The organism is Nonomuraea wenchangensis (assembly GCF_900111685.1).
Classification (GTDB): Bacteria; Actinomycetota; Actinomycetes; order Streptosporangiales; family Streptosporangiaceae; genus Nonomuraea; species Nonomuraea wenchangensis.
In genome coordinates this window covers 23,529-47,776 of sequence record NZ_FOHX01000005.1, presented here as the reverse complement: position 1 = coordinate 47,776, position 24,248 = coordinate 23,529, and the positions used below count along the sequence as shown (strand labels likewise).

Sequence of the window (24,248 nt, the reverse complement as noted above, 5' to 3'; positions counted from 1 at the left end):
CGGGCGGGGCGGGGGCGGGGGTCAGTGCTGGGAGAGCAGGTGGGCGAGCTCCTGCTCGACCTCCTGGTTGGCCACGAAGAGCAGCTCGTCGCCCGCCTCCAGCGGGTCGTCCGCCGACGGCACCAGCACCCGCCCCTCGCGCAGGATCGCGACCAGCGCGGAGTCGACCGGCCACGGCACCGCGCCGGCCCGCTGCCCGACGACGGGGGCGTCCTCGGCCAGGGTGAGCTCGACGAGGTTGGCCTGGCCCTGCCGGAACGTCATGAGCCGCACCAGGTCGCCGACGCTGACCGCCTCCTCCACCAGGGCGCTCAGCAGGCGCGGGGTGGAGACGGCGACGTCGACGCCCCACGACTCGTTGAACAGCCACTCGTTGTTGGGGTGGTTGATGCGGGCCACCACGCGCGGCACGCCGTACTCGGTCTTGGCCAGCAGCGACACCACGAGGTTGACCTTGTCGTCACCGGAGGAGGCGACCACGACGTTGCAGTTGTTGAGCCCGGCCTCGTCGAGGGAGGCGATCTCGCAGGCGTCGGCGAGCAGCCATTCGGCCCGCGGCACGCTGTCGATCTTGATGGCGCGGGGGTCGACGTCGATGAGCAGGACCTCGTGACCGTTCTCCAGCAGCTCCGCGGCGATGGAACGCCCGACCGCGCCCGCTCCGGCGATGGCGACGCGCATCAGTCATCCCCCTCCGGCGCCCCGGCGAGCGCCTTGTTGATCCGGTCCATGTCGTTCTCGGCGGCGATGACGTGCAGCACGTCGCCCTCCTGCACCACGGAGTCCCGGGTGATGGTGAGCGCCTCGCCCATGCGGTTGATGAACGCGGCACGGGCGCCGACGCGCTTCTCCACGTCGATGACGCGGGTGCCGATCCACGACGGGTTGACCGCGACCTCGGCGAGCACGACGGTGCCCGTGGGGTCGCGCCACAGCGGCTCGGCGCCCTCCGGCAGGATCCGGCGCATGATCTGGTCGGCGGTCCAGCGGACTGTGGCCACCGTGGGGATGCCCAGGCGCTGGTAGACCTCGGCCCGGCGCGGGTCGTAGATGCGGGCCACGACGTTGTCGACGCCGAACGTCTCGCGGGCCACCCGCGCGGAGATGATGTTGGAGTTGTCGCCGCTGGAGACGGCCACGAACGCCGCCGCCGACTCGACGCCGGCGTCGGTGAGCACGTCGCGATCGAAACCGACCCCGGTCACCCGGCGGCCCCGGAACCCGGCCCGCAGCCGCCGGAACGCCTGTGGGTCGCGGTCGATGATGGCGACGGAGTGGCCGTTGTCCTCGAGGATGTGCGCGAGGGTCGATCCCACACGGCCACACCCCATGATCACAATATGCATGTCCCCCCGCATGGTCGCGGTCGGCGGTTGCTCAGACTCCAGTATGGCGGTATGGGGGAGCACCTCGTTTAAGCCGTACGTCTGGGGCTAGCATCTCGTTACGTGGCGAAGGTAACGGATCTTGTCAAACGCTTGCTCGTGGGGCGCGCCCTGCGCAGCGGGCAGCTCCACGAGCAATTGCTCCCCAAACGGGTCGCCCTGCCGGTCTTCGCCAGTGACGCGCTCTCCTCCGTGGCCTACGCCCCCCAGGAGATCCTGGTCATCCTGTCGCTGGCCGGCGTCTCCTTCTACGCCTACAGCCCGTGGATCGCCGCCGCCGTCGTCGTGGTGATGCTCACGGTGGTCGCTTCCTACCGGCAGAACGTGCACGCCTATCCCAGCGGGGGCGGCGACTACGAGGTGGCGACCACCAACCTCGGCAAGAACGCCGGTCTCACGGTGGCCAGCGCGCTGATGGTCGACTACGTGCTGACCGTCGCGGTCTCCGTCGCCAACGGCGTCGACTACGTGGGCGCCACCATCCCCATCGTGGGCCAGCACAAGCCGGCCGTCGCCATCGCCATCGTCGTCCTGCTCACCGTGGTCAACCTGCGCGGCATCCGCGAGTCCGGGGTCGCCTTCGCCATCCCCACGTACGCGTTCATGATCGGTGTGCTGCTGCTGATCCTCGTGGGCGGGTTCCGGCTGCTGGTGCTGGGCGACGAGCTGCACGCCCCGAGCGCGGCGTTCACCATCCGGCCCGAGCAGACCGACCTGACGGCCTTCGCCGCGGCCTTCCTCATCCTGCGGGCCTTCTCCACCGGCTGCGCGGCCCTCACCGGCGTCGAGGCCATCAGCAACGGCGTGCCCGCCTTCCGCAAGCCCAAGAGCAAGAACGCCGCCACGACGCTGCTCATGATGGGCCTCGTGGCCATCACGATGTTCGGCGGCATCATCGCGCTCGGGCTGGCCTCGGGCGTGAAGGTGGCCGAGCCGTCCGTGGTGGCGGAGGACCTGATCCGGCCGGACGGCACGCCGGTCGGCCCCGGCTACTACCAGCAGCCGATCATCTCGCAGGTGGCGGACGCGGTGTTCGGCGGCGGCTCGCTGCCCTTCGTGGTGATCTCGGCGGTGACCGCGCTCATCCTGTTCCTGGCGGCCAACACGGCCTTCAACGGCTTCCCGGTGCTGGGCTCGATCCTGGCCCAGGACCGCTACCTGCCGCGCCAGCTCCACACCCGGGGCGACCGCCTGGCCTTCTCCAACGGCATCATCATCCTGGCGGCGGGCGCGTGCCTGCTGCTGTGGGGGTTCAACGCCGACGTCAGCCGGCTGCTCAACCTCTACATCGTCGGCGTCTTCGTCTCGTTCACGCTCAGCCAGACCGGCATGGTCATCCACTGGACCCGCCACCTGCGGACCGAGCGGGACCTCAGGCTCCGCCACCAGATGCACCGCTCGCGGGTGATCAACTTCTTCGGCGCGGTCATGACCGGGCTGGTGCTGATCGTCGTGCTGCTGACGAAGTTCATGGTCGGGGCGTGGATCGTGGTGATCGCGATGCCGATCCTGTTCCTCATGATGAAGGGCATCCGGCGCCACTACGACAACGTGGCGGCCGAGTTGGAGATCGACGAGGACTACGAGCCGGCCATGCTGCCCGCCCGAAACCACGCGATCGTGCTCGTCTCGAAGATCCACAAGCCGACGATGCGGGCGCTGGCCTACGCCCGCGCCACCCGGCCGTCCTCCCTGGAGGCCGTCACCGTGGGCGTGGAGGGCGAGGAGGCCCGCCAGCTCCAGGAGGAGTGGGAGCGGCGCGGCATCCCGGTGCCGCTGAAGATGCTCGACTCGCCCTACCGGGAGATCACCCAGCCGATCCTCGACTACGTCAGGACGCTACGGCGGCGCTCGCCGCGCGACGTCGTGACGGTGTTCATCCCCGAGTACGTCGTCGGCCACTGGTGGGAGCACCTGCTGCACAACCAGAGCGCGCTGCGGCTGAAGGCGCGGCTGCTGTTCAAGACGGGCGTCATGGTCACCAGCGTGCCGTGGCAGCTCCACTCCTCCGACCGGCTGACGGGCCGGCGGGAGCCGTTCGCGCCGGGCGCGGTGCGCCGCCCCGGGCAGGTCAAGGACGACGAGATCACGACGAGCTGAGCAGCGCCCGCAGCCGTACGTTGTCCGCGGCGTCCCAGCCGGGCGGCGCCGCCACGGCCGCCCAGGCGTCGACGACGTTGGCGTTGTAGCGGTGCCCGTGGCCGGGCGGCACCGACAGCGCCGAGGTCATGTCCACCAGCACCTGCCAGAACGTCACCAGCGGGAACCAGTTCATCTGCGGGTTCACGCCGGGCCCGCGCTCGCCCTCCAGCCAGGCGGGCCGGCGCAGGATCAGCGCGGGCGTCCACCAGACGACGGGGTCGGAGGCGTTCTGCAGGTAGACCACGCGCGGCCTGGCCCAGGGGCCCGGCGGGCGGTAGAGGTCGCCGGGCGTCTGGGCGAAGCGGACGGTGCGGCCCTCCTCGTACACCGGCCGCCACACCGGGCTGCCCGGCTCCCTGCCGACGGTGACCTCGCGCCAGATGGGGTTGGCGTTGGGCGGGCCGACGAAGACCGCGCCGTCGGTGCGGGCCGCCAGGTCGCCGAGGTCGTGGAAGGCGTTCTCCAGCGCGTAGGAGCCGAGGCTCTCCCCCGCCAGCACCAGCTTCGGCCGGCCGTCCGCGGGCAGCTCGGCCCAGCGGGCGCGCACCGCCTCGAACAGCGCCCGCCCCGCCCTGGCCGCCCGCTCCCTGTCCACCATGAACGACACCCAGCTCGGCAGGTACGAGTACTGCACGGCGACCGTGGCGGAGCGGCCGTCGTACATGTGCTCCAGGGCGGAGGGGATGCTCGGGTCCACCCATCCGGTGCCGGTGGTGCCGAGCACGGCGAGCACCGGCCGCCGGAAGGCCCCGGTGCGTTCCAGCTCGCGCACCGCGAGAGCCGCCTGCGCCTCCGGGGTGGGGGCGGCTTCGAGGCCGACGTACACGCGGATGGGCTCGCCGGCGGGGTGGCCGGAGAAGGCGGTGAGGCGGGCCGCGGTGGGGGCGCTGGCGACGAAGGTGCGCCCCTCCTTGCCGAGCGTGTCCCACGCGACGAGCGAGCCGGGGCCGCCGGACACGAGGCTCGTCGCGGGCCGCCGCACGCCGGGATCGGTGCCCTGGTTGGCAACCGAGGACACGTCGCTCACCCGGGCGACGAACGCCGAGAACAGCACGTCGTCGGCGAACACCGCGACGAGGACGGCGACGAGCAGCACGCCGATCGCGCGCCCCACATAGACGGGCACGAACCGGCCGAGCCAGCCGATGAGCTTGCGGCCGCCGAGGCGTACCAGCCGGGCGAGCAGCAGCCCCAGCGCGAACAGCACCACCGCCACCGCCAGGATGAGCGGCGAGAACCAGGTGATGCGGGTGTCCATGCCCATGAGCGCGCGCAGGTCGCGCTGCCAGTCGTGGCTGTACCAGAGCGCCACCAGGCTCAGGGCCGCGCCGCCGCCGATCAGGGCCTGCCAGGCGAGGCGGCGCGTGCGTTCGGGCGGGCGGTAGGGGATCAGCGCCCGGCCGAGCGCCCCGATCACGGCGCCGACGCCGTAGCCGATCAGGGCGGTGACCGCGGTCATCACCCCCTGGTAGGTCCAGGTGCGGGGCAGCAGCGAAGGCGTGAGCGAGGCGCAGGCGAACAGGGTGCCCAGCAGGACTCCCCCGAAGCCGGGCCACCGCCGCACCACCCGAGCCGTGTCCACGACGACCAACAGTAGTGGATCAATTCCGAGAGTAGTGTGCCAGGTCAGGGCATAGGGTGTGGCATGTGGAACAGGCATCTCTGGAGCTGACGGTCGGTCCGGTCGCGCACGGCGGCTGGTGTGTGGCGCGACACGAAGGACGGGTGGTGTTCGTCCGGCACGCGCTGCCGGGTGAGCGGGTGATCGCCGAGGTCACCGAGGAGAGCGCCAAGTTCCTGCGCGCCGACGCGGTGAAGATCCTGGACCCCTCGCCCGACCGCGTGGTCCCGCCCTGCCCGTACGCGGGGCCGGGCCGCTGCGGCGGCTGCGACTGGCAGCACGCCACCCTGGACGCCCAGCGGCGGCTCAAGGCGCAGGTGGTGGCCGAGCAGCTCCAGCGGCTGGCCGGCATCGAGCGTGAGGTCGTGGTCGAGGAGGTGCCGGGCGCGCCCGACGGCCTCGGCTGGCGCACCCGCGTGCAGTTCGCCGCGCTGCCCGGCGGCGAGCTGGGCTTCCGCAGGCACCGCTCGCACGAGATCGAGCCGGTCGACGCCTGCCTGATCGCCCATCCCGAGGTGGAGGCGGTCGGCGCGGAGTCCCACACCTGGGCGGGGGCGGCCGGGGTCGAGGTGATCGCCTCCTCCGGCGGCGAGCGGGCCGTGGTCGTGAGGCCCAGGCCGCGGCGCAGCGTGACCGTGCCCGACCTCGACGCGCCCGCCTCGATCCTGCTCGACCAGGGCAAGGGCCGCACCGAGCCGCGGCGCGGCTCAGGGGTGCTGCACGAGCAGGTGGGCGAGCGCGGCTTCCGGGTGATGGGCAGCGGCTTCTGGCAGGTGCACCCGGGCGCGGCGGAGACCCTGCTGGACGCGGTGCTGGCGTACGCGGCGCCGGAGCCCGGCGAGTGGGCGCTCGACCTCTACTGCGGGGTGGGGCTGTTCGCGGCGGGCCTGGCCGAGGCGGTGGGGCCCGAGGGCGCGGTGTTCGGCCTGGAGTCCGAGGCCGCCGCCGTCCGTGACGCCCGCGCCAACCTGCGCGACCTGCCGCAGGCCCGGGTGGAGCGCGGGCGGGTGGAGGAGGCCCTGGACCGCTTCCAGATCGAGCGCGCCGACCTCGTCGTGGTGGACCCGCCGCGGGCGGGCCTCGGCCGCGAGGTGGTGGAGCGCGTCGCCGCGCTGGAGGCCGCGCGCATCGTCTATGTCTCCTGCGACCCGGCGACTTTCGCCCGCGACCTCAAGTGGCTGGCCGAGCGCGGCTACACGCTGTCGGCCCTGCGGGCGTTCGACGCCTTCCCGATGACCCACCACGTGGAGTGCGTGGGCCTGCTCCAGCGCGCCTGACCGAGCTGGGCTGGTCAGGCCGCGGCTGGGGGTTTGATGGGGGTGCGTCCGCGGCCGAGCACCCAGAGCATCGCGGCCAGCGCCGCGACCTGCAGCGGCCACCCCATGACGATCTTGGCGAAGCCGAGCGCCGCCACCGCCTCGTCGCCGCCGCCGAACAGATAGACCGGCCCCTGCACCGCCACCCGCACCGCGCACGGCAGCATGAGCAGCCAGGTGAGGCGGGTGCAGAGGCGGACGATGCCGGGATCCTTGTGCCAGGCGGTGGGATCGCCGGTGACCGAGCCGATGAGGAAGCCCACCACCGGCCATCGGGCGACGATGGAGACGAGCATGCCCACCATGTAGCCGGCGTTCCACAGGATGCCGGGCAGGAAGTAGTCCTTCGCGTCGCCGGTGCGGCTGGCGAAGAACGCCCCGATCGCGATGCCGATCAGGCTGTTGATGACGAACTGCGGCGTGGACCGCTGCACGACCCGGGCCACCAGCAGCAGCACCGCCAGCGCGACGCTGACGATGAGCGACGTCTTCAGCTCCTCGGTGACGATCCAGCACACCGTGAAGGCGATCGTCGGGACCGCCGCCTCGATGATGCCGCGCACGCCGCCGAACGCCTTGGCGAGCTGCGCTCGCACCGCCGCCTCGACGGTGTCGTGGGCGACCTCTTGTGCCTCAGCACTCACCTGATCAACTCCCTGGCCGGAGCTCGTATCGCGGATTGAACATCACCTTGCGGCCGTCCTGCATGCTGACCAGACCCTCGGCCTTGACCGTGCGGCCCGGCTCGATGCCGGCGATCTTGCGGCGGCCGAGCCAGACCAGGTCGATCACGTCGGACCCGTCGTAGAGCTCGGCCTCCAGCGCGGGGGCGCCGCCCCTCGGACGCAAAGTCACGGTACGTAGCGTACCCGCCACGCAGAAGCGCCTGCGCCCGCCGCACGACACGATCGGGGTCGCGCCGACCTCGTCGGCGTCCTCCCGTAGTTCCTGGGCCTCGATCTCCGACTGGGGAGACGCCAGTCGTGCGAAGAACCCACGCAATCCCCCGCGTTTCGCGGGCTCTGCCGTACTCATGATGCCTCAGCCTACGTGATGTCAGCTCTCAGCGAATCTCACTGATCTCCGGCCCCCGTTTGAACGGGTTGAGCCCGGGGCGCTCGTCCACCTGGTCGCCGCTCCCCTGCTCGTTGGGCCGGCGCAGCGGGATGGGCTCCTCGCGGGCCATCGGCTCGTCGCCGCGCACCACGACGACGTCCTTGATGAAGTCGACGAACGCGCCGGCGACGGCCTCGTCGTGCGCGCCCTCTCCGGAGATCACCGCGAGCAGGAACCAGCGCGGCCCGTCGATGCCGAGGTAGCGGGCCGGGCGGCTGCCGCCGTCGACCCTGAGCTCGCCATCCAGCTCGGTGCCGAACGGGCCCTCGCGCTCCTCCAGGTCCTTCGCCTGCGCGCGGATCTTGGTCTTGACCTCGTCCCACAGGCCGGAGCTGCGCGGCGCGGCCAGCGCCTGCAGCTGCAGCGTGCTCTCCCCGCTGATCACGACGACGCCGACGTGCTGGTCACCGACCGAGGCCAGACGTACGTCGAAATCGGGGTTGTGCGGCAGCCGGAGGCCGCCGAGGTCGATGCGTTCGGTGTCCGGATGGGGCTCGTCGGCGTCCCATGGACCGGACTCGCGCGTGGGGGCGGCCTGCTCCTGCTCGGCCGCCACATCCGGCTGCTCACGACGACGACGTCGGAACACTTTCCTCACTCTCCCTGATAGTGCTGCTGGAGGGGCCTTCAGCGCCCCGTCGAACCGAATCCGTTGGCGCCGCGCACCGAGCCGGGCAGTCGCTCGACCTCGTAGAAGGCGGCGCGCTCGACCCGCTGGATCACCAGTTGGGCCACCCGGTCACCCCGCCGGAGCCGGAACGGCTCCTTGGCGTCGGTGTTGATCAGCGTGACCCTGATCTCGCCGCGGTAGCCGGCGTCGACCGTGCCCGGCGCGTTGACCAGGGTGACGCCGTGCTTGGCCGCGAGGCCGGAGCGCGGGTGCACGAAGGCCGCGTAGCCGCCGGGCAGGGCGATCGCCACCCCCGTGCCGACCACGGCCCGCTCGCCCGGGGCCAGCTCGACGTCCTCGGCCGCGTAGAGGTCGGCGCCCGCGTCACCCGGATGGGCGTAGGACGGCGGCGGCAGCTCGGCGTCGAGCCGCTGGATCAGAACCTCCACGTCGGTCACGGATTCACCTCGAAGTCCTGGTGTTCGGCGGCGATGGCGGCCAGATCGCCGTGCTCGGCGAAGTGCTCCATGCTCACCTCGATGAACAGCGCCGCCGCCCGGACGGCGACCGGCCCGTCTGGGGCGCCGATGCGCCCCTCAGCCTCAAGGTACGCCTTCCGCCCTGCGATGCCGTTGCACCAGGCACGCAGGTGGAGTGTCGTGCCGACGGGAACGGGGAGAAGGTAGTCGGTCTCCAGCCGTCCCGTGACATACGGCTTGTGGAACAGGTAGACCGACATTCCGATGACCTCGTCCATGGCGGCGGCCAGCACGCCGCCGTGCGCCAGCCTGGGCGCGCCCTGGTGTGCCTCGCCCACCGTGAACTCGGCCTCGACGGTGGCGCCGTCGGGGGTCCTGGCCTTGAGGTGCAGGCCGGTGGGGTGCTCGGTGCCGCAGCCGAAGCAGTGGCCGTAGTGGGAGCCGAGGGCGGCGCCGGGCCGTGGGGCTCCCGGCGGTGCCGGGGGCGCGGCGGCGCCGGGCGGTGGGGTGGTCAGGGAGGAACGGGTCACGGGTGACGAGGTTACTCGGTGTTCGCGCTCCGCTAGTCCGCCACGGGAGCGGCGGCCGGGTCGGGGCCCGGCTCGCTGTCCGGTTCGCCCTGCTCCTGCCCGGATGGGGGTGGCGGCAGGGCCGGCTGCTGGTGCCGCAGCTCGGGCAGTGCCCGGTAGATGACGGCCGCGACCGGCACCGCCACGGCGGCCCCCGCGATGCCCGCCAGGATGCCGCCGATGGCCAGCACCAGGATGATCGCCAGCGGGTGGAAGTTGAGCGCCCGGCCGACGATCAGCGGCTGCAGGACGTGGTTCTCCAACTGCTGCTCGACGATGAGGATGCCGAGGAAGACCAGCGCGAGCACGAGGCCCTTGGCGCCGAGCGTGACCAGCGTGGCCACGGTGCCGGCGAAGAAGATGCCGACGATCGGGATGAAGCTGGCGAAGAAGATCAGCACCGCGAGCGGCGCCCACAGCGGCACGCCCATGCCGGCCAGCACGATGCCCATGATCACGCCGTGCACGGCGGCCACCGCGACCGTGCCCTGCACGTAGTGGGAGAGCGTGGTCCACGCCGCCCGCCCGGCCCGGTCGATCCGCGGCGAGACGTCGCCGAAGCCCTTGAGCACCCATGCCCAGATGCGCTCGCCGTCCTTCAGCAGGAAGAAGGTCACGAACAGCAGCAGCACGATGGACGCCAGCACCTCGAAGGCCACCGCGCCCGCGCTCAGCACGGTCGTCGTGATCGCCTGCCGCTGGGTGTTGACCATGGTGGCGATCTCGTCGACGTAGGCGGTGATCTGCGTCTGCTGCAGGTGCAGCGGGCCGGTGATCAGCCAGTCCTGGACGTCTCTCGCGGTCGCCTGCACCTGCTGGACCAGGTTGGGGAACTCCTCGCCGGCCCGCGCGCCGACCAGCCAGCCGGTGCCCGCCAGCACGGCCAGCGCGACCAGCATGGTGACCCACGTGGCGTAGATCGGCCGCATGCCCGCCTGGCGCAGGCTGTTGGTGAGCGGATAGAGCAGCGCGGTCAGCAGCAGCGCGACGGCCACCGGCAGGGCCACGAACGTGAGCCTGGCGATGATGAGCGCGAAGAAGTAGACGACCACGCCGACGAGGATCAGGCACACGCACCAGGCGGCCATCTTGGCCAGCGTGGGCGGCACGAGCTTGGTGGGGCGGTCGGGCAGCACGTGTTCAAGACTGTCACGTCCGGGCGGCAAGTGCGCACCCTCTGCGCCTCCGGATCGGGCGCGCAGATCAGACCGCCGTGCACCAAGACGCACAGATCGGGCCTGGGCAACCGCCGGAGCGCGTGTCACCGTCATGGTCATGAAGGCCGTGGCGATTCTCACCCTGGCTCTGCTCGCGCCCCTCACCGTCGCGCCCGCCCCCGCGCGGGCCGCCGCTCACGGCGCGCTGGAGCTGGAGGTGCTCTCCAGCCGTCCCGACCAGGTGAGCGGCGGTGACGCGCTCGTCAGAGTACGCCGCCCGAAGGGCACGAAGGTCAAGGTCCTCCGCAACGGCGAGGACGTGACCGGGGCGTTCACCGAGACCCGCGACGGCCTCACCGGCCTGGTGACCGGCCTGGCCGTCGGCGCGAACACGGTCACGGCCGTGGCCGGGCCGCTCCGCCGTACGCTGACGCTCCGCGACCATCCGATCAGCGGCCCGATCTTCTCGGGGCCGCACCAGTACCCGTTCCTGTGCAAGACCGAGCGCGCCGGGCTGGGCCCGCCGGTGGCCGACAACCAGGACGGCCAGGGCATGCGGACCACGGGCGGCTGGAGCAGGGACTGCTTCGCGCCGGTCGTGACGGACCGGCTCTACCGCTCGACGGACGGCACGTACAAGCCGATGCCCGCGCAGCGGCCCGCCGATTTGGCGACCACCACCCTGCTGGACGGCCGCACGGTCGACTTCGTGGTACGCCGCGAGCGCGGCGTCATCAACCGGTTCCTCTACTCGATCGCGATGCTGGAGGACGGCTGGAACGGCCGGGCCATCTACCGCTTCGACGGCGGCGTGGCGATCGGCCACGACCAGGGCACGCTCGGCGGCGGCGCGCTGGACCCGTACGGGCTCGGCAAGGGCTACGCGATCCTCCACTCCTCGGGCACCCGCACCTCGACCCACTACAACCTGATCCTGGGCGGCGAGACGGCCCTCATGGTGAAGGAGCGCTTCATCGAGCGCCACGGGCCGCCGCTCTACACGGTGGGCGTCGGCGGCTCGGGCGGGGCGATCCAGCAGTACATCTACGGCCAGAACTACGGCGACCGGGTGATCGACGCCGCGATCCCGCAGTATTCCTATCCGGACATGGTCACCCAGACCATCCATGTGGGCGACTGCGAGCTGCTCGAACGCTACATGGACCACAACCCGCGCTGGGCCCGCTGGGACGACCGCACGGCGCTCATCGGCATGAACGCCGGCGACACGGTGGCCAACCCGTACACCGGCGGGCCGGGCTCGGACGAGTGCGTCACGGGCTGGCGCGGCCTCACCCCGCTCACCATGAACCCGCTGTGGACGTCCGACAACGACCCGGAATGGGCGCTGATGGACCCGCCGGGCGTCAAGGACACCGTCCGATGGACCCACTGGGACGACCTGCGCGAGGTCTACGGCGTGGACGAGCGCGGCCACGCCCGCTCCACCTGGGACAACGTCGGCGTCCAGTACGGGCTGAAGGCGCTGGTGGACGGCGTCATCACCCCGGCGGAGTTCCTGGACGTCAACGCGAAGGCCGGCTCGTGGAAGGAGGCGGACGACATGGTGCAGGAGGGCTGCCCGTTCGTACGGTCCGCCTGCCCGGGAGACCTCGACCCGTGGAGCGCCCGCAACATGAACCTCGGCGACCCGGCCCCCAGGCGCACCGGCGACCCGGTCGCGATCAGGAACGTCGAGCGCAGCGGCCTGGTCTTCCGCGGCGACATCGACATCCCGGTCATCGACTGGCGGCCGTACCTGGAGGACCAGCTCGACATGCACAACGCGCACCAGTCGTTCGCCTCGCGCCGGCGCATGCTCGACCACGACGGCAGCGCCGGCAACCAGGTCATCTGGTTCACCGACGCGCGCCCGGACGGCCCCAAGTTCGACCAGACGCCCGAGGCACTGCGGGTGATGGACGAGTGGATGGCCAACCTCCGGGCGCGGCCGGGGCGCGGCGTCGCGGGCAACCGGCCGCCGCTCGCCGTGGACCGCTGCTTCGCCACCGACGGCACGCAGCTCGCCGCCGGCCCGCACGTGTGGGACGGCGTGCTGGACCGCCGCCCGCCGGGCACGTGCACCCGGCTCTTCCCGCTGTACGGGACCTCCCGCACGGTGGCGGGCGGCCCGCTCGCGGGCGGCGTCTACAAATGCCGCCTGCAGCCGGTCGGCCGGGCGATCGCCCGCGGACTCTACGGCTCGTGGCGGCCGTCGCCGCAGGAGCGGGCGCGGCTGGAGCAGATCTTCCCCACGGGGGTGTGCGACTACTGATCGGTCGTGGCAGGAGGCGGCCCCTCCTGCCACGACCTCCCGGTCAGCCCAGGTGGACCTCGACGGCGAGCTCGTCGCCGTCGCCGAGCACGAACTCCTCGACGTTGCCGGCCGCGCACAGGTCGTCCTGCGCCTGCCGCACCAGCTCCGCCTCGGGCCCGGTCACGGTCAGCCGCGCCACCTCGGCCCGCATCGACAGCTTGGCCTCGGACTTGGCCTTGCGCACCCGCCCGAGCACCTCGGAGGCCACGGCCAGCACCGCCGGGTTGCCGTCGCCGGGCTCGGCGGCGGGCCACGGCGCGCGGTGCACCGAGCCCTCCCGCCACCACGACCAGACCTCCTCGGTCACGAACGGCAGGAACGGCGCGAACAGCCGCAGCAGCACGTCCAGCGCCTGCCGCAGCGCCGCGTGCGCCGAGGCCGCCCCTGGCCCGCTCTCCTCGTAGGCGCGGGCCTTGACCAGCTCCAGGTAGTCGTCGCAGAACGCCCAGAAGAAGCGCTCCACGCTCTCCAGCGCCCGGCTGTGCTCGTAGGCGTCGAACGCGTCGGTGGCCTCGCGCACCACGCCGGCCAGCGCCGCCAGCATGGACCGGTCGAGCGGCTCGCTCACCTCCCCGCCGTCCCCGGCCAGGCCGAGCACGAACCGGGAGGCGTTGAGGATCTTGATGGCGAGCCGCCGGCCGATCTTGAGCTGCCCCGGCTCGAAGGCGAAGTCGACGCCGTAGCGCCCGCCGGCCGCCCAGTAGCGCACCGCGTCGGAGCCGTGCTGCTCCAGCAGGTCGAGCGGGGTGACGACGTTGCCCTTGGACTTCGACATCTTCTTGCGGTCGGGGTCGAGGATCCACCCCGAGATCGCGACGTCGCTCCACGGCAGCCGGTCGGACTCCAGGTGGGAGCGCGCCACCGTCGAGAACAGCCAGGTGCGGATGATCTCGTGCGACTGGGGCCGCAGGTCGGCCGGGTAGACCCGCTGGAACAGGTCGTCGTCGCGCTCCCAGCGCCCGGCGATCTGCGGCGTCAGGGACGAGGTCGCCCAGGTGTCCATGACGTCGGGGTCGGCCATGAACCCGCCGGGCACGCCGCGCTGCTCCTCGCTGTAGCCGGGCGGCACGTCACTGGACGGGTCGACCGGCAGCGTGTCCTCGGCGGGCAGGATGGGCGCGTCGTGGACCGGCTGCCCCGCCTCGTCGACGGGATACCAGACCGGGAAGGGCACGCCGAAGAAGCGCTGGCGGGAGATCAGCCAGTCGCCGGTGAGCCCTTCGACCCAGTTGTCGTAGCGCACCTTCATGTGCGGCGGGTGCCAGCGCAGCTCGCCACCGCGCCGCAGCAGCCGCTCGCGCAGCTCCTCGTCGCGGCCGCCGTTGCGGATGTACCACTGGCGGGTGGTGACGATCTCCAGCGGCTTGTCGCCGCGCTCGTAGAACTTCACCGGCCGGCTGACCGGACGGGGCTCGCCGTCGAGGTCGCCGGAGGCGCGCAGCAGCTCCACGATGCGCTCGCGGGCGCTGTGCACGGTCTTGCCCGCCAGCTCTTTGTACGGCTCCGCGTCCACGCCCTCGGGCGGCTCGGGCAGCAGCCGGCCGTCCCAGCCGATGACCGGCCGGGTGGGCAGGCGCAGCTCCCGCCACCAGGTGACGTCGGTGATGTCGCCGAAGGTGCAGATCATCGCGATGCCCGAGCCCTTGTCCGGCTCGGCCAGGTGGTGGGCGAGCACCGGCACCTCGACCCCGAACAGCGGCGTCAGCACGGTGGTGCCGACCAGCGCGCGGTAGCGCTCGTCGTCGGGGTGCGCGACCAGCGCCACGCACGCCGGGATCAGCTCCGGCCTGGTCGTCTCGATCCAGACCGGCCCCTGCTCGCCGTAGAAGGAGACGCGGTGGAAGGCGCCGGGGTGCTCGCGGTCCTCCAGCTCGGCCTGGGCCACCGCGGTGCGGAAGGTGACGTCCCAGAGCGTCGGCGCCTCGGCGAGGTAGGCCTCACCGCGCCGCAGGTTGCGCAGGAACGCCCGCTGGGAGACGGCCCGCGCCTCGTCGCTGATCGTCGTGTAGAGCAGCGACCAGTCGACCGACAGGCCGACCCGCCGCCACACCTCCTCGAACGCCCGCTCGTCGACGGCGGTCAGCTCGTGGCACAGCTCCACGAAGTTGCGGCGGGAGATCGGGATCTCGCGTTTGCCGGGCTTCTCCGGTGGAACGAACTCCGGGTCGTAGGGCAGCGAGGGGTCGCAGCGCACGCCGTAGACGTGCTGGACCCGCCGCTCCGTGGGCAGGCCGTTGTCGTCCCAGCCGATCGGGTAGAAGACCTCTTTGCCGATCATCCGCTGGTAGCGGGCCATGATGTCGGTGTGGGTGAAGGAGAAGACGTGACCGACGTGCAGGGAGCCGGACACGGTCGGCGGCGGCGTGTCGATGGAGTAGACCTGCTCGCGCGGCTTGGACCGGTCGAAGCGGTAGGTGCCGTCGGCGTCCCAGCGGGCTACCCATACCTGCTCCAGGCCGTCGAGAGTGGGTTTCTCGGGCATGGAAGCATGGCGTAGTCGCTGTTCAGTCATGCCACCTTATGGTACGGCTTCGCGGCTCCCGCCAGCGGTACAGACTAGTGTTCGTTACATATGGGGAAGGAGATCGGCATGGCGGATGACAAGCCGGACGTTGCCTGGCGGATCATCGGCGGCCTCGTGGGGCTGGCCACGGGTTGGGCGGCCCGCAAGCTGCTCACCTTCGTATGGGTGAAGGCGACCGGCAAGGAGCCGCCCGTCGACACCGAGGCGCCGGAGGTCAGCCTGGCCGAGGCGATCGGCTACGCGGTCCTCATGGGCGTCGGCATGTCCGTGGCTCAAATCGTGGTCAACCGGACCGCCAGGAAGCGCTATGACGCGTGGCGGGCTCTGAAGCAGGTGACTCCAGGGCAGTGAGAAACTCACTCGCCCAGCGGTCCACGTCGTAGGTGGCGACCCGGCGGCGCATCGTGCGCATCCGCCGGGCCAGCTCGTGCGGCGTGGCCCGCATCGCGGCCAGCATCTGGCGCTTGACGTCCTCCACGTCGTACGGGTTGACCAAGTAGGCCTGGCGCAGCTCGTCGGCGGCCCCGGCGAACTCGCTCAGCACCAGCGCCCCGTTGAGGTCGTGGTGGCAGGAGATGTACTCCTTGGCCACCAGGTTCATGCCGTCGCGCAGCGGGGTGACCACCATGACGTCGGCCGCCAGATAGAGCGCGGCCAGCTCCTCCTGGTTGTACGACTGGTGGAAATACCAGACCGGCTGGTAGCCGAGCGTGGCGTGCTCGCCGTTGATCCGCCCGACCTGCAGCTCGATGTCGTCGCGCAGCCGGCGGTATTCATCCACCCGTTCGCGGCTCGGGGTGGCGATCTGCACGAACACCGCCTCGCCGGTGCGCAGCCGCCCGTCCTTCAGCAGCTCGCCGAAGCCCTCCAGGCGCTGGCCGATGCCCTTGGTGTAGTCGAGCCGGTCCACGCCGAGCAGCACGTGCTCGGGCTCGCCCAGCTCGGACCTGATCTCCTTGGCCCGCGCCACGATGTGCGGCTCGCGCACCAGCGAGTCGAGCTGCCCGAAGTCCACCGAGATCGGGAACGCCTGGGTGCGCACGACGCGGTCGTCGAGGAAGATCTCGTTCCCCTTGTACGGCAGCCCGAGCAGCCTGCGGCACAGCCGCCGGAAGTTGGAGGCACCGCCCGGGAGCTGGAAGCCGACCAGGTCGGCGCCGAGCAGCCCCTCCACGAGGTCCTTGCGCCACGGCAGCCGCCAGAACAGCTCGACCGGCGGGAACGGGATGTGCAGGAAGAACCCGATCCGCAGGTCGGGGCGGAGCTTGCGCAGCATGGAGGGCACGAGCTGGAGCTGGTAGTCCTGCACCCAGACGACCGCGCCCTCCTCTGCGATCTCGGCGGCGGCGGCCGCGAACCGCTCGTTGACCGTCCGGTAGGCGTCCCACATCGAGCGGTGGTAGACCGGCGGCGCGACGGCGTCGTGGTAGAGCGGCCAGAGGGTGGCGTTGGAGAAGCCCTCGTAGTAGAGCTCCACCTCCTCGGCCGACAGGGCCACGGGGATCAGGTTCATGCCGTCCTGCTCGAACGGCTCCAGCTTCTCGTCCGGCGCCCCGTGCCAGCCGGCCCAGGCTCCATGACGGCGCTGCATCACCGGCGCGATCGCGGTGACGAGCCCGCCGGGGCTCCTGCGCCACGAGGCCGTTCCGTCGGGATCGATCGTCCTGTCCACCGGCAACCGGTTGGCGACGATCAGAAACGAACTCCGGCCAGTCACGCAGTCCCTCCTCTTGTGGGGTCAAGTTTCGGTAGAACCGCCGAGAGCGCGGCTCACGGCGACCGCCACCGACTCCGGACCCGCATGAGGGATGATGGCGGCGATGTGCGCATCCGGCCTGATGAGCCATGCCTCATCCGGCCCGGCGCCGAGTCTCTCAGCGAGCGAGCCGGTTCCGTCCATCTCCACGAGCCCGCGTACGGCGAGCGGCGCCGTAGTGACCTTGCCCAAGACCTGCACAAACAAACTCGAATCGCACATATCACCCAGCAGTACGAGGAAACCATCCCGGCAGCTCTCACGCAATCGCCCGTCCGCCAGGAGGGCGTCGGGCAGGATCACGCCAGGCGCGGGCGGGCACGCACGGCCGCCCGGCGCGCGGCCGGCGAACGGGCGGGACGGCTCCGGCGTGGTGAGGGGCGAGTCGACATACCAGAACGGCTCGGCGAAGCGGCCGGAGTCCACCTGGTCCACCAGCCCGCCCTCCAGCACCGCCCGCCTGCGCACCCGCTCCTCGACGCTCCTCGGCGCGAGGAAGCGCATGGTGGCGCCGGTCACCTCCATGTTCTCGCGCGCCGCCGCGTGCCGCTCGGCGTGGTAGGACTCCAGCAGCTCCGGCCCTGCCCACCCGTTGAGCGCGAACGCCAGCTTCCAGGCCGCGTTCTCGGCGTCGGGGACGCCGGAGTTGAGGCCGCGCGCCCCGAACGGGGCCAGCAGGTGCGCGCAGTCGCCCGCCAGCAGCACCCGCCCGGCGCGCATGCGGTCGGCCAGCCGGTGGTGGAAACGGTAGGTGCTGTGCCAGAGCAGCTCGTAGGGCCGCTCGCCGACGACCCACCTGATCTTCCGCGCGATGTCCTCCCGCGTCGGGACGTGGTCGGGCGCGATCTGCCAGTCGATCCTGAACGTCCCCCCGGGGCACGGATGGATGAGCACCTGCCGGCCCGGGTTCCAGACGGGGTCGAAGTAGAAACGCCGCTCGTCCTCCCAGCCCGGCAGGTCGGCCCTGACGTCGCAGATCAGGAACTGGTCGTCGAACGTCTCGCCGCGGAAGCGCACGCCGAGCGCCCGCCGCAGCGGCTCGGCCCGCGCCCCGGCGCACAGCAGCGCGTACGACGCCCGCAGCCGCCGCTGCCCGCAGTGCACGGTGACGCCGGAGGAGTCCTGCGTGAACCCGGTGACCTCGTGGTTCCAGCGCACCTCGACGAGCGGCTGCGCGGCGGCGGCCTCGTCCAGGATCTGCTCGGTGCGGGCCTGCGAGAGGTTCACGAACGGCGGCAGCGGCCCCTCCCGCTCGAACGAGCACGACAGCAGCTCGCGGTCGCGGTAGTAGGTGCGGGCCGTCGTCCAGGTCACGCCCTCCTCGGCGATCCGCCCCGCGCCGACGGCCGCCCAGATGTCGAGCACGTCGCGCTGCTGGCAGATCGAGCGTGACCCGGCCGCCTCCCGCTCCGGCCGCCGGTCCAGCACCAGCGTCCGGATCCCCCACCGGGCCAGCAGCAACGCCGCCGTCAGCCCCACGGGCCCGGCCCCGACCACGATGACCTGCGCGTCACCGGTCATGAGCGGAGCTCGTCCAGGACCTCGCGGACGGGGTGGCGGGACTGGACGACGTGGAAGCGGCCGGCGACGTAGCCGGGGTCGGTGAGCGAGGCGGTGGCGGCCGGGTTGGCGCCGGTGCCGTGGTAGTCGCTGAAGGCGGCCGACTGGTTGACGTACACGCCGCCCGTCAGGTTGCACGACAGGTTGACCCCCGCGTCCAGCGCGGCCCGCTCGGCGTCGTCGAGCACCCGCGGCGAGGTGGAGTAGACGGAGGCGGTGAGCGCGCCCCGGACCTTCACCGTGCGCCGCAGCAGGTCGAGGCTCTCCCCCGTGGAGCCGGTGGGGATGAGGAACGACACGGGACCGAAGTGCTCGCGCCCGTAGACGTCGTCGGCGGAGGCGTGCACCCGGACGATCGCGGGCGTGCGCACCACCGCGTCGGGGAACGACGGATGCCGGATCGCCCGCGACGCCAGCACCACCTCGCCCAGCTCCCCCGCCCCCTCGACGCGGGCGAGCACGTCGGGGTTGACGATCGCCCCGGTCAGCTCGACGGCCCGCGCGTCGTCCCCCAGCAGCCGGCCGACGGCCGCGGCCAGCCCTTCCGCGACCTCCTCGAAGCTCTTGTGGCCCTCGTCGGTCTCGACGCCGGCCGCCGGGACGAAGATGTTCTGCGGCGCGGTGCACATCTGCCCGCTGTAGAGCGACAGCGAGAACGCGAGGTTGGCGAGCATCCCGCGCCAGGAGTCGGTCGAGTCGACGACGACGGCGTTGACCCCGGCCTTCTCGGTGTGCACGAGCGCCTGACGGGCGTTGCGCTCCAGCCAGTCGCCGAACTCGGTGGAGCCGGTGAAGTCCACGATCCGCACGCGAGGGTGGGTGGCGAGGGTGGCGGCCAGCCCCTGCCCCTCCTCGGCGGCCAGCGACACCAGCGCGGGGTCGAACCCGGCCTCGGCCAGCACCTCGCGCGCCACCAGCACGGTGATCGCGAGCGGCAGGATCGCCCGGGGATGCGGCTTGACGATCACCGGGTTGCCGGTGACGAGCGAGGCGAACAGCGCCGGATAGGCGTTCCAGGTGGGGAAGGTGTTGCAGCCGATCACCACGGCCACGCCCCGGGGCACGACGGTGAAGCGCTTGGTCATGACCAGCGGCTCGCCCTTGGCCGGCTTCTCCCAGCGGGCGCTCGCCGCCGAGGAGGTCATGGCCTCCAGCCCGTACGCGACCGCCTCCAGCGCGCGGTCCTGCGCGTGCGGCCCGCCGGCCTGGAAGGCCATGACGAACGGCTGCCCGCTGGTGTGCTGCACCGCGTGCGCGATCTCGAAGCTGCGCCGGTGGAGCCGCTGGATGATCTCGGCGCAGACGAGGGCGCGAGCCTCCGGCCCGGCGTCGCGCCAGGCGGGCAGGGCGGCGGAGGCCGCCGCGATCAGCTCCTCGGCGATGGGCTCGGGGTAGGTGACCCCGAGGTCGATCCCGTACGGCGAGCGCTCCGCGCCGATCCACGCCCCGGTGCCGCCCGCCTGCTCCAGCGGGAACGGCTTGCCCAGATAGGACTCGAACGCCGCCTTGCCCCGCTCGGCCGCCCCCTCGCCGTGGACGCGGGGGCTCGGCGACTCGGGGTAGGCGCTCCAGTGGCCGCGCCCGGCGATGGCGGCCCTGGCCTGCTCCAGGGTGTCACGGTGCTGGTCGTACATGTTTGCTCACCCTCTTGACAGAAGTCTGCCGGACGGTGAAGTGGTTACCGAACATTCGGTCAGTTAAACAGCGCCATCGGACAGGTCCGCCCGGAACGCCGCGCGCCGGCCACGGACGTGGCCGGCGCGCTGGTGAGGATGACGTTCGAGGGCTTGAACAGGGGATGGAGGAGGATCAGGTGGGCAGCTCGCCCCGGCGCGGGCCGCTCGGCAGCTTGCCGCGCAGGTCCTCGCGGATGGCCTCGCCCAGCTTCTTGGTCGCCATGCGGTTGAGCGCGCCGCCGGCGACGGCTCCGGTGAGGAACGGGCCGAACGTCGTGAGGTGCCGGCCCAGCGTCCGCATGAGGCGGTTGCGCAGGGCGGTCTTGGTGGCGGCGCCGAGGGCGAGCGACACGGACGCGGGGGCGAGGGGGTCGATCCCGCGTTGTCTGGCCCAGGCGGCCGTGAAGGCGATCGCGCGCTGGGCGCCGGTGCCGTGCACCCGCACGCCGTAGACCTCGTGCAGCTCGGCCAGCAGTTTGACCTCGATGGCGGCCACGACGATCGTCTCGGCGACGAGCTGCGCGGGCGCGGAGAGAAGGAGGGGCGGCGCGGCGAACTGGGCCGCGGCGAGCGCTCCGCCGATGGCACCGACCGTCATCGTCGCCTTCTGGGCGGTGCGGATCAGGTCGTCGGCCAGTTGCTCGCCGGTCAGGCCGTGGTGGTGCTCGGAGAGGGTGTGCAGGTCGCGGATGGGGATGCGCGGCGCGACGTTGAGGAAGACGTCGGCCAGCCAGCGGCCCCGCCCCGCGCCGGACTCCTTGGCCTTCTTCGCCCCGGCGGACAACGCCTTGGCGAGTCGGCCGAGCAGCCTGCGCCGCTCGGCCGGCTCCAGCTCACCGGGCTCGGTGAGCCTGCTCACGAGCTCGCCGACCTCCTTTTCGGGGTCGGCGATCTCGTCTCCTGCTCGACGGTCTTTCTCTGGTACGGCCACGCGATGCCTCCGTCCTCATGGTCGTGACCTTCAGGGTTCGTCGGCTCGATGTCCCGCTCTCGTACCCTGAGGCACGGCGATCAGGCGGCGCACTCCCGGCAGACCTGCTGGCCGTTCTTCTCCGAGGCCAGCTGGCTGCGGTGGTGCACCAGGAAGCACCGCGAGCAGGTGAACTCGTCGGCCTGGCGTGGGATGACCCGCAGGGAGAGCTCTTCGTTCGACAGGTCGGCGCCGGGCAGCTCCAGCGACTCGGCCAGGTCGGTCTCGTCGATGTCGATGCTGCCGGACGACTTGTCGGTGCGCCGCGCCTGGAGCTCCTGGAGGCTGTCCTCCCCCAGGTCGTCGTCTGTCTTGCGCGGGCTGTCGTAGTCGGTAGCCATTGTGCTTACTCCATCCCCCTCATCAATATGTCGGCGCGCTCGGTCGCGCGTCTTCTAACGTCCGGGAGGCCCATCTTGTGCCCGTTCCGCCGGGGAGATTTCCCATCGGTACCCCGAGGGAACGGACCACGAACCTCCCGACACGCCAGGGCGTGCTGCCGACGGCAATGGTTAGCCAAATATGGCGAAACCCACAGCCTTGGCGTCATGCTCCACCGTGTTCGACGGCACATCCAACCACATGTGCGGCACGAACGAGACGCCCCCCGTGCATCAACACGCGGACGAACGTCCCGGAGCATCACACGTCAGCCCTTCGGCAGTCGAATGGTCACCACGAGCCCTCCGCCGTCTCGCGGCACGGCGGCCACATTTCCGCCGTGCGCCTGCACCACCGCACGGACGATGGACAACCCGAGACCCGCTCCCTTGCCCGAGTCCACGCGGTCCGCATGGAGCCTCCTGAACGGCTCGAACAGGCTGTTCACCTCGTACGCCGGGACGTGCTGTCCCGTGTTGGCCACCTGAACAACCACGGCGTCGTCCACCATTCCCGCCCGGACCCATACTTTTCCGTTTTGGGGAATGTTGTACTTCACCGCGTTCTCCACCAGGTTGCTCACGCAACGCTCCAGGAGCACGGGATCGCCGACGGTAGGCGCGCTGACCAGTTCGGTGCTGACGGTTACGCCGTGTTCCCCGGCGAACGAGGCGAGCTGTTCCACGGCGGTCTGCGCGACGTCCCGTACGTCGAGCGGTTTGCGCACCGCGAGTTCGCGTTCGCTGCGCGCCAGCAACAGCAGTCCCTCGATGAGCTTCTCGTTACGCGCGTTCACTTCCAGAAGCGTGCGCCCGAGCGCTTTGAGGTCTTCCGAAGCCTCCGGATCCGACAGGGCGATCTCCAGGACCGTCCGGTTGATGGTGAGAGGAGTGCGCAATTCATGAGAGGCGTTCGCCACGAATCTGCGCTGGGTGTCGAAGGCCACGTTGAGCCGGGTGAGCATGGCGTCGAAGGTGTCGGCCAGCTCCTTCAGCTCGTCGTTGGGGCCCTCCAGCGCGATGCGCTGGTGGGCCAGCGTGCTCTCCGAGAGCCGGCGGGCGGTGGCCGTCATCCGCGCCACCGGCCGCAGCGCCCGGTCAGCCACGAAGTAGCCGATGATGAGCGACAGGATGCCCACCCCGACCAGCGCCATCACGCTGCTGCGCAGCAGGGCGTCCTGCGCCGCCGCGACCGCGCCCTGCCTGGACTCGCGCCAGATCAGCTCGTCGCGGGGGGTCGGCCAGCTCAGCGCGGGCCAGTTGCGGTCGATGGCCTGGGCGACGATCGAGTAGACCGAGAACAGCAGCACGGCCGAGGCCACGAAGACGAGCGCGCCGTAGGTGAGTGTCAGCCGCCAGCGGATGCTCACCTTTTCCGGCAGCGCCCGCATCCACTCCATCGTGGTGCGCTGGACGGGAGGGTACTCAGGAGGGGGCGGGCCGTCCCAGGCCGGCGGGCCGCTCGGCGGCGGCGGGGCCTCCTGGACCCGCGTCGCCTTGCGTGCCGAGTGCGGGCTGATCATGGGATGCGTCGGCTCCGCCTGACGGTCTGGCCCTTCAGTCACAGTTTGTACCCAACCCCGGGCACAGTCTCGATCACCTGAGGCTCGCCCAGTTTCTTCCGCAGCGTCATCATGGTCACCCGGACCACGTTGGTGAAGGGGTCGATGTTCTCGTCCCACGCCTTGTCGAGCAGGTCCTCCTGGCTGACGACGGCGCCCTCGGCGCGCATCAGCTCCTCCAGGACCGCGAACTCCTTCTTGGTCAGCACGACCTCCCTGCCGTCGCGCTCCACCAGGCGCTTGCCCGGGTCGAGCCGGATCCCGGACCGCTCCAGCACGGGCGGCAGGGCGGGCGCCGAGCGGCGGCCGAGCGCGCGCACCCGCGCGACCAGCTCGATGAAGACGAACGGCTTGGCGAGGTAGTCGTCGGCGCCGAGGCCGAGGCCCTCCACCTTGTCGTCGACGTCGCCGGAGGCGGTCAGCATGAGGATGCGCGAGGCGGAGCGCTGCTCCACGAGCCGGCGGCACACCTCGTCGCCGTGCACCACCGGGAGGTCCCGGTCCAGGACGATCACGTCGTAGTCGATGTAGGAGGTCCGTTCGAGGGCGCCGCCGCCGTCGTAGGCGACGTCGACGGCCATGGCCTCGCGGCGCAGGCCCGTCGCGATCGCGTCGGCGAGCACCCGCTCGTCCTCCACCACCAGCACTCGCACGCTGGAACACCTCTCTCCGTCTCCGGCCCCTCATTGTCCCCCCGGGGGCGATAAGCGCACGGTAAGGCATGTTCAGGCGTTGACCACCCACAGGTGAGGCGGACCACGGAGAAATTCATGTTTCGGAGGGGGACATCGCGGGGTATGCCTGCGGGACACCCTTTGCCAGGACATCGACCTGCAATGGGCGTACATCGCCCTACGCGGCACGAACCCCTAGAGAGTAGGTGAGATGGGCGAGTTCACCACCACGATCGAACACCGCCTCGACCAGGCTTACAGGGGCCTCCGGGAGGCCCGCAGCACCGGCGACGAATACCTCGCCGACACGCTCACCGCCGAGATCGAGGACCTCCGCCGGCTGGCGGACGACCACGGCATCGCCCTGCCCGGCTGACACTGACAGAAGACGGACGGCCGGAGCTCCGCTCCGGCCGTCCGCGCGTTCACGGCTC

At 71.5% G+C, this 24,248-nt stretch carries 22 protein-coding genes; 5 read left to right on the top strand and 17 right to left on the bottom strand.

Features of this window, described 5'->3' with window-relative positions:
* Positions 1–21: 21 nt before the first annotated feature.
* Both BMW85_RS16010 and BMW85_RS16005 read right to left on the bottom strand, forming a co-directional pair.
* Positions 22–681: a potassium channel family protein gene (locus BMW85_RS16010; protein WP_091082015.1), complete on the bottom strand. Its 660-nt coding sequence runs from the start codon at positions 679–681 to the stop codon at positions 22–24.
* Complete coding sequence (locus BMW85_RS16005; protein WP_091082014.1) at positions 681–1,346, bottom strand: potassium channel family protein; 666 nt, start codon at positions 1,344–1,346, stop codon at positions 681–683. The genes BMW85_RS16010 and BMW85_RS16005 overlap by 1 nt, the downstream gene beginning before the upstream one ends.
* A gap of 102 nt (positions 1,347–1,448) precedes the next feature.
* Here BMW85_RS16005 and BMW85_RS16000 point away from each other — a divergent pair, with 102 nt between their 5' ends.
* Positions 1,449–3,485 (top strand): APC family permease, encoded by a 2,037-nt coding sequence (locus tag BMW85_RS16000; RefSeq protein WP_091082012.1) that lies wholly within the window; start codon positions 1,449–1,451, stop codon positions 3,483–3,485.
* On the opposite strand, the gene BMW85_RS15995 is transcribed toward BMW85_RS16000, so the two are convergent.
* Entirely contained in the window at positions 3,472–5,109 is a 1,638-nt protein-coding gene (locus BMW85_RS15995) for an alpha/beta hydrolase (RefSeq protein ID WP_245774832.1), read from the bottom strand. The genes BMW85_RS16000 and BMW85_RS15995 overlap by 14 nt on opposite strands.
* 65 nt (positions 5,110–5,174) lie before the next feature.
* On the opposite strand from BMW85_RS15995, the gene BMW85_RS15990 reads away from it, so the two are divergent.
* Positions 5,175–6,425 carry a class I SAM-dependent RNA methyltransferase gene (locus tag BMW85_RS15990; RefSeq protein WP_091082009.1) on the top strand — a complete coding sequence of 417 codons (1,251 nt, stop codon included), beginning with the start codon at positions 5,175–5,177 and terminating at the stop codon, positions 6,423–6,425.
* A 14-nt stretch (positions 6,426–6,439) separates the two neighbouring features.
* Here the strand turns inward: BMW85_RS15990 and BMW85_RS15985 are convergent, their stop codons facing one another.
* From BMW85_RS15985 to BMW85_RS15960, 6 genes are read right to left on the bottom strand one after another with little or no spacing between them, the layout of a single operon-like run.
* On the bottom strand, positions 6,440–7,108 hold the full coding sequence (locus BMW85_RS15985) for a DUF3159 domain-containing protein (RefSeq protein ID WP_245774831.1): 669 nt from the start codon (positions 7,106–7,108) through the stop codon (positions 6,440–6,442).
* 4 nt (positions 7,109–7,112) lie between these two features.
* On the bottom strand, positions 7,113–7,499 hold the full coding sequence (locus BMW85_RS15980; RefSeq protein WP_026214276.1) for an OB-fold nucleic acid binding domain-containing protein: 387 nt from the start codon (positions 7,497–7,499) through the stop codon (positions 7,113–7,115).
* 28 nt (positions 7,500–7,527) lie between these two features.
* A complete protein-coding gene (locus BMW85_RS15975) occupies positions 7,528–8,169 on the bottom strand; it encodes a DUF3710 domain-containing protein (RefSeq protein WP_177240711.1) in 642 nt (213 codons plus the stop codon).
* A 38-nt stretch (positions 8,170–8,207) separates the two neighbouring features.
* Complete coding sequence (dut, locus tag BMW85_RS15970) at positions 8,208–8,648, bottom strand: dUTP diphosphatase (protein ID WP_091082006.1); 441 nt, start codon at positions 8,646–8,648, stop codon at positions 8,208–8,210.
* On the bottom strand, positions 8,645–9,199 hold the full coding sequence (locus BMW85_RS15965; protein WP_091082005.1) for a PaaI family thioesterase: 555 nt from the start codon (positions 9,197–9,199) through the stop codon (positions 8,645–8,647). The genes dut and BMW85_RS15965 overlap by 4 nt, the downstream gene beginning before the upstream one ends.
* A 32-nt stretch (positions 9,200–9,231) precedes the next feature.
* Positions 9,232–10,374 (bottom strand): AI-2E family transporter, encoded by a 1,143-nt coding sequence (locus tag BMW85_RS15960; RefSeq protein ID WP_245774830.1) that lies wholly within the window; start codon positions 10,372–10,374, stop codon positions 9,232–9,234.
* Between the two features lie 139 nt (positions 10,375–10,513).
* Here BMW85_RS15960 and BMW85_RS15955 point away from each other — a divergent pair, with 139 nt between their 5' ends.
* Positions 10,514–12,670 (top strand): DUF6351 family protein, encoded by a 2,157-nt coding sequence (locus BMW85_RS15955; protein ID WP_143082303.1) that lies wholly within the window; start codon positions 10,514–10,516, stop codon positions 12,668–12,670.
* 43 nt (positions 12,671–12,713) lie between these two features.
* Here BMW85_RS15955 and valS read toward each other — a convergent pair whose 3' ends face one another.
* Positions 12,714–15,194 carry a valine--tRNA ligase gene (gene valS / locus BMW85_RS15950; RefSeq protein ID WP_091082002.1) on the bottom strand — a complete coding sequence of 827 codons (2,481 nt, stop codon included), beginning with the start codon at positions 15,192–15,194 and terminating at the stop codon, positions 12,714–12,716.
* A gap of 108 nt (positions 15,195–15,302) precedes the next feature.
* Between valS and BMW85_RS15945 the strand changes: the two genes are divergently transcribed.
* Positions 15,303–15,587: a DUF4235 domain-containing protein gene (locus tag BMW85_RS15945; protein WP_084685630.1), complete on the top strand. Its 285-nt coding sequence runs from the start codon at positions 15,303–15,305 to the stop codon at positions 15,585–15,587.
* On the opposite strand, the gene BMW85_RS15940 is transcribed toward BMW85_RS15945, so the two are convergent.
* The 7 genes from BMW85_RS15940 to BMW85_RS15910 all read right to left on the bottom strand — a co-directional run bounded on the left by BMW85_RS15940 (position 15,520) and on the right by BMW85_RS15910 (position 23,793).
* On the bottom strand, positions 15,520–16,953 hold the full coding sequence (locus tag BMW85_RS15940; protein WP_091082001.1) for an alpha,alpha-trehalose-phosphate synthase (UDP-forming): 1,434 nt from the start codon (positions 16,951–16,953) through the stop codon (positions 15,520–15,522). The genes BMW85_RS15945 and BMW85_RS15940 overlap by 68 nt on opposite strands.
* Positions 16,954–16,974: 21 nt before the next feature.
* A complete protein-coding gene (locus tag BMW85_RS15935; protein WP_091081999.1) occupies positions 16,975–18,513 on the bottom strand; it encodes an FAD-dependent monooxygenase in 1,539 nt (512 codons plus the stop codon).
* Positions 18,510–20,186 (bottom strand): phenylacetic acid degradation protein PaaN, encoded by a 1,677-nt coding sequence (paaN, locus tag BMW85_RS15930; protein WP_091081997.1) that lies wholly within the window; start codon positions 20,184–20,186, stop codon positions 18,510–18,512. The genes BMW85_RS15935 and paaN overlap by 4 nt, the downstream gene beginning before the upstream one ends.
* A gap of 175 nt (positions 20,187–20,361) precedes the next feature.
* Positions 20,362–21,159, bottom strand: coding sequence for a hypothetical protein (locus BMW85_RS15925; RefSeq protein WP_245774829.1), 798 nt, complete (start codon positions 21,157–21,159; stop codon positions 20,362–20,364).
* An 80-nt stretch (positions 21,160–21,239) separates the two neighbouring features.
* Positions 21,240–21,539: a DUF4193 domain-containing protein gene (locus BMW85_RS15920; protein WP_020542847.1), complete on the bottom strand. Its 300-nt coding sequence runs from the start codon at positions 21,537–21,539 to the stop codon at positions 21,240–21,242.
* A 308-nt stretch (positions 21,540–21,847) separates the two neighbouring features.
* On the bottom strand, positions 21,848–23,101 hold the full coding sequence (locus BMW85_RS15915; RefSeq protein ID WP_091081994.1) for a sensor histidine kinase: 1,254 nt from the start codon (positions 23,099–23,101) through the stop codon (positions 21,848–21,850).
* A 38-nt stretch (positions 23,102–23,139) separates the two neighbouring features.
* Complete coding sequence (locus tag BMW85_RS15910) at positions 23,140–23,793, bottom strand: response regulator transcription factor (protein WP_091081992.1); 654 nt, start codon at positions 23,791–23,793, stop codon at positions 23,140–23,142.
* 232 nt (positions 23,794–24,025) lie between these two features.
* On the opposite strand from BMW85_RS15910, the gene BMW85_RS49600 reads away from it, so the two are divergent.
* Entirely contained in the window at positions 24,026–24,190 is a 165-nt protein-coding gene (locus tag BMW85_RS49600) for a hypothetical protein (RefSeq protein WP_177240709.1), read from the top strand.
* The last annotated feature ends 58 nt before the right edge of the window (positions 24,191–24,248 follow it).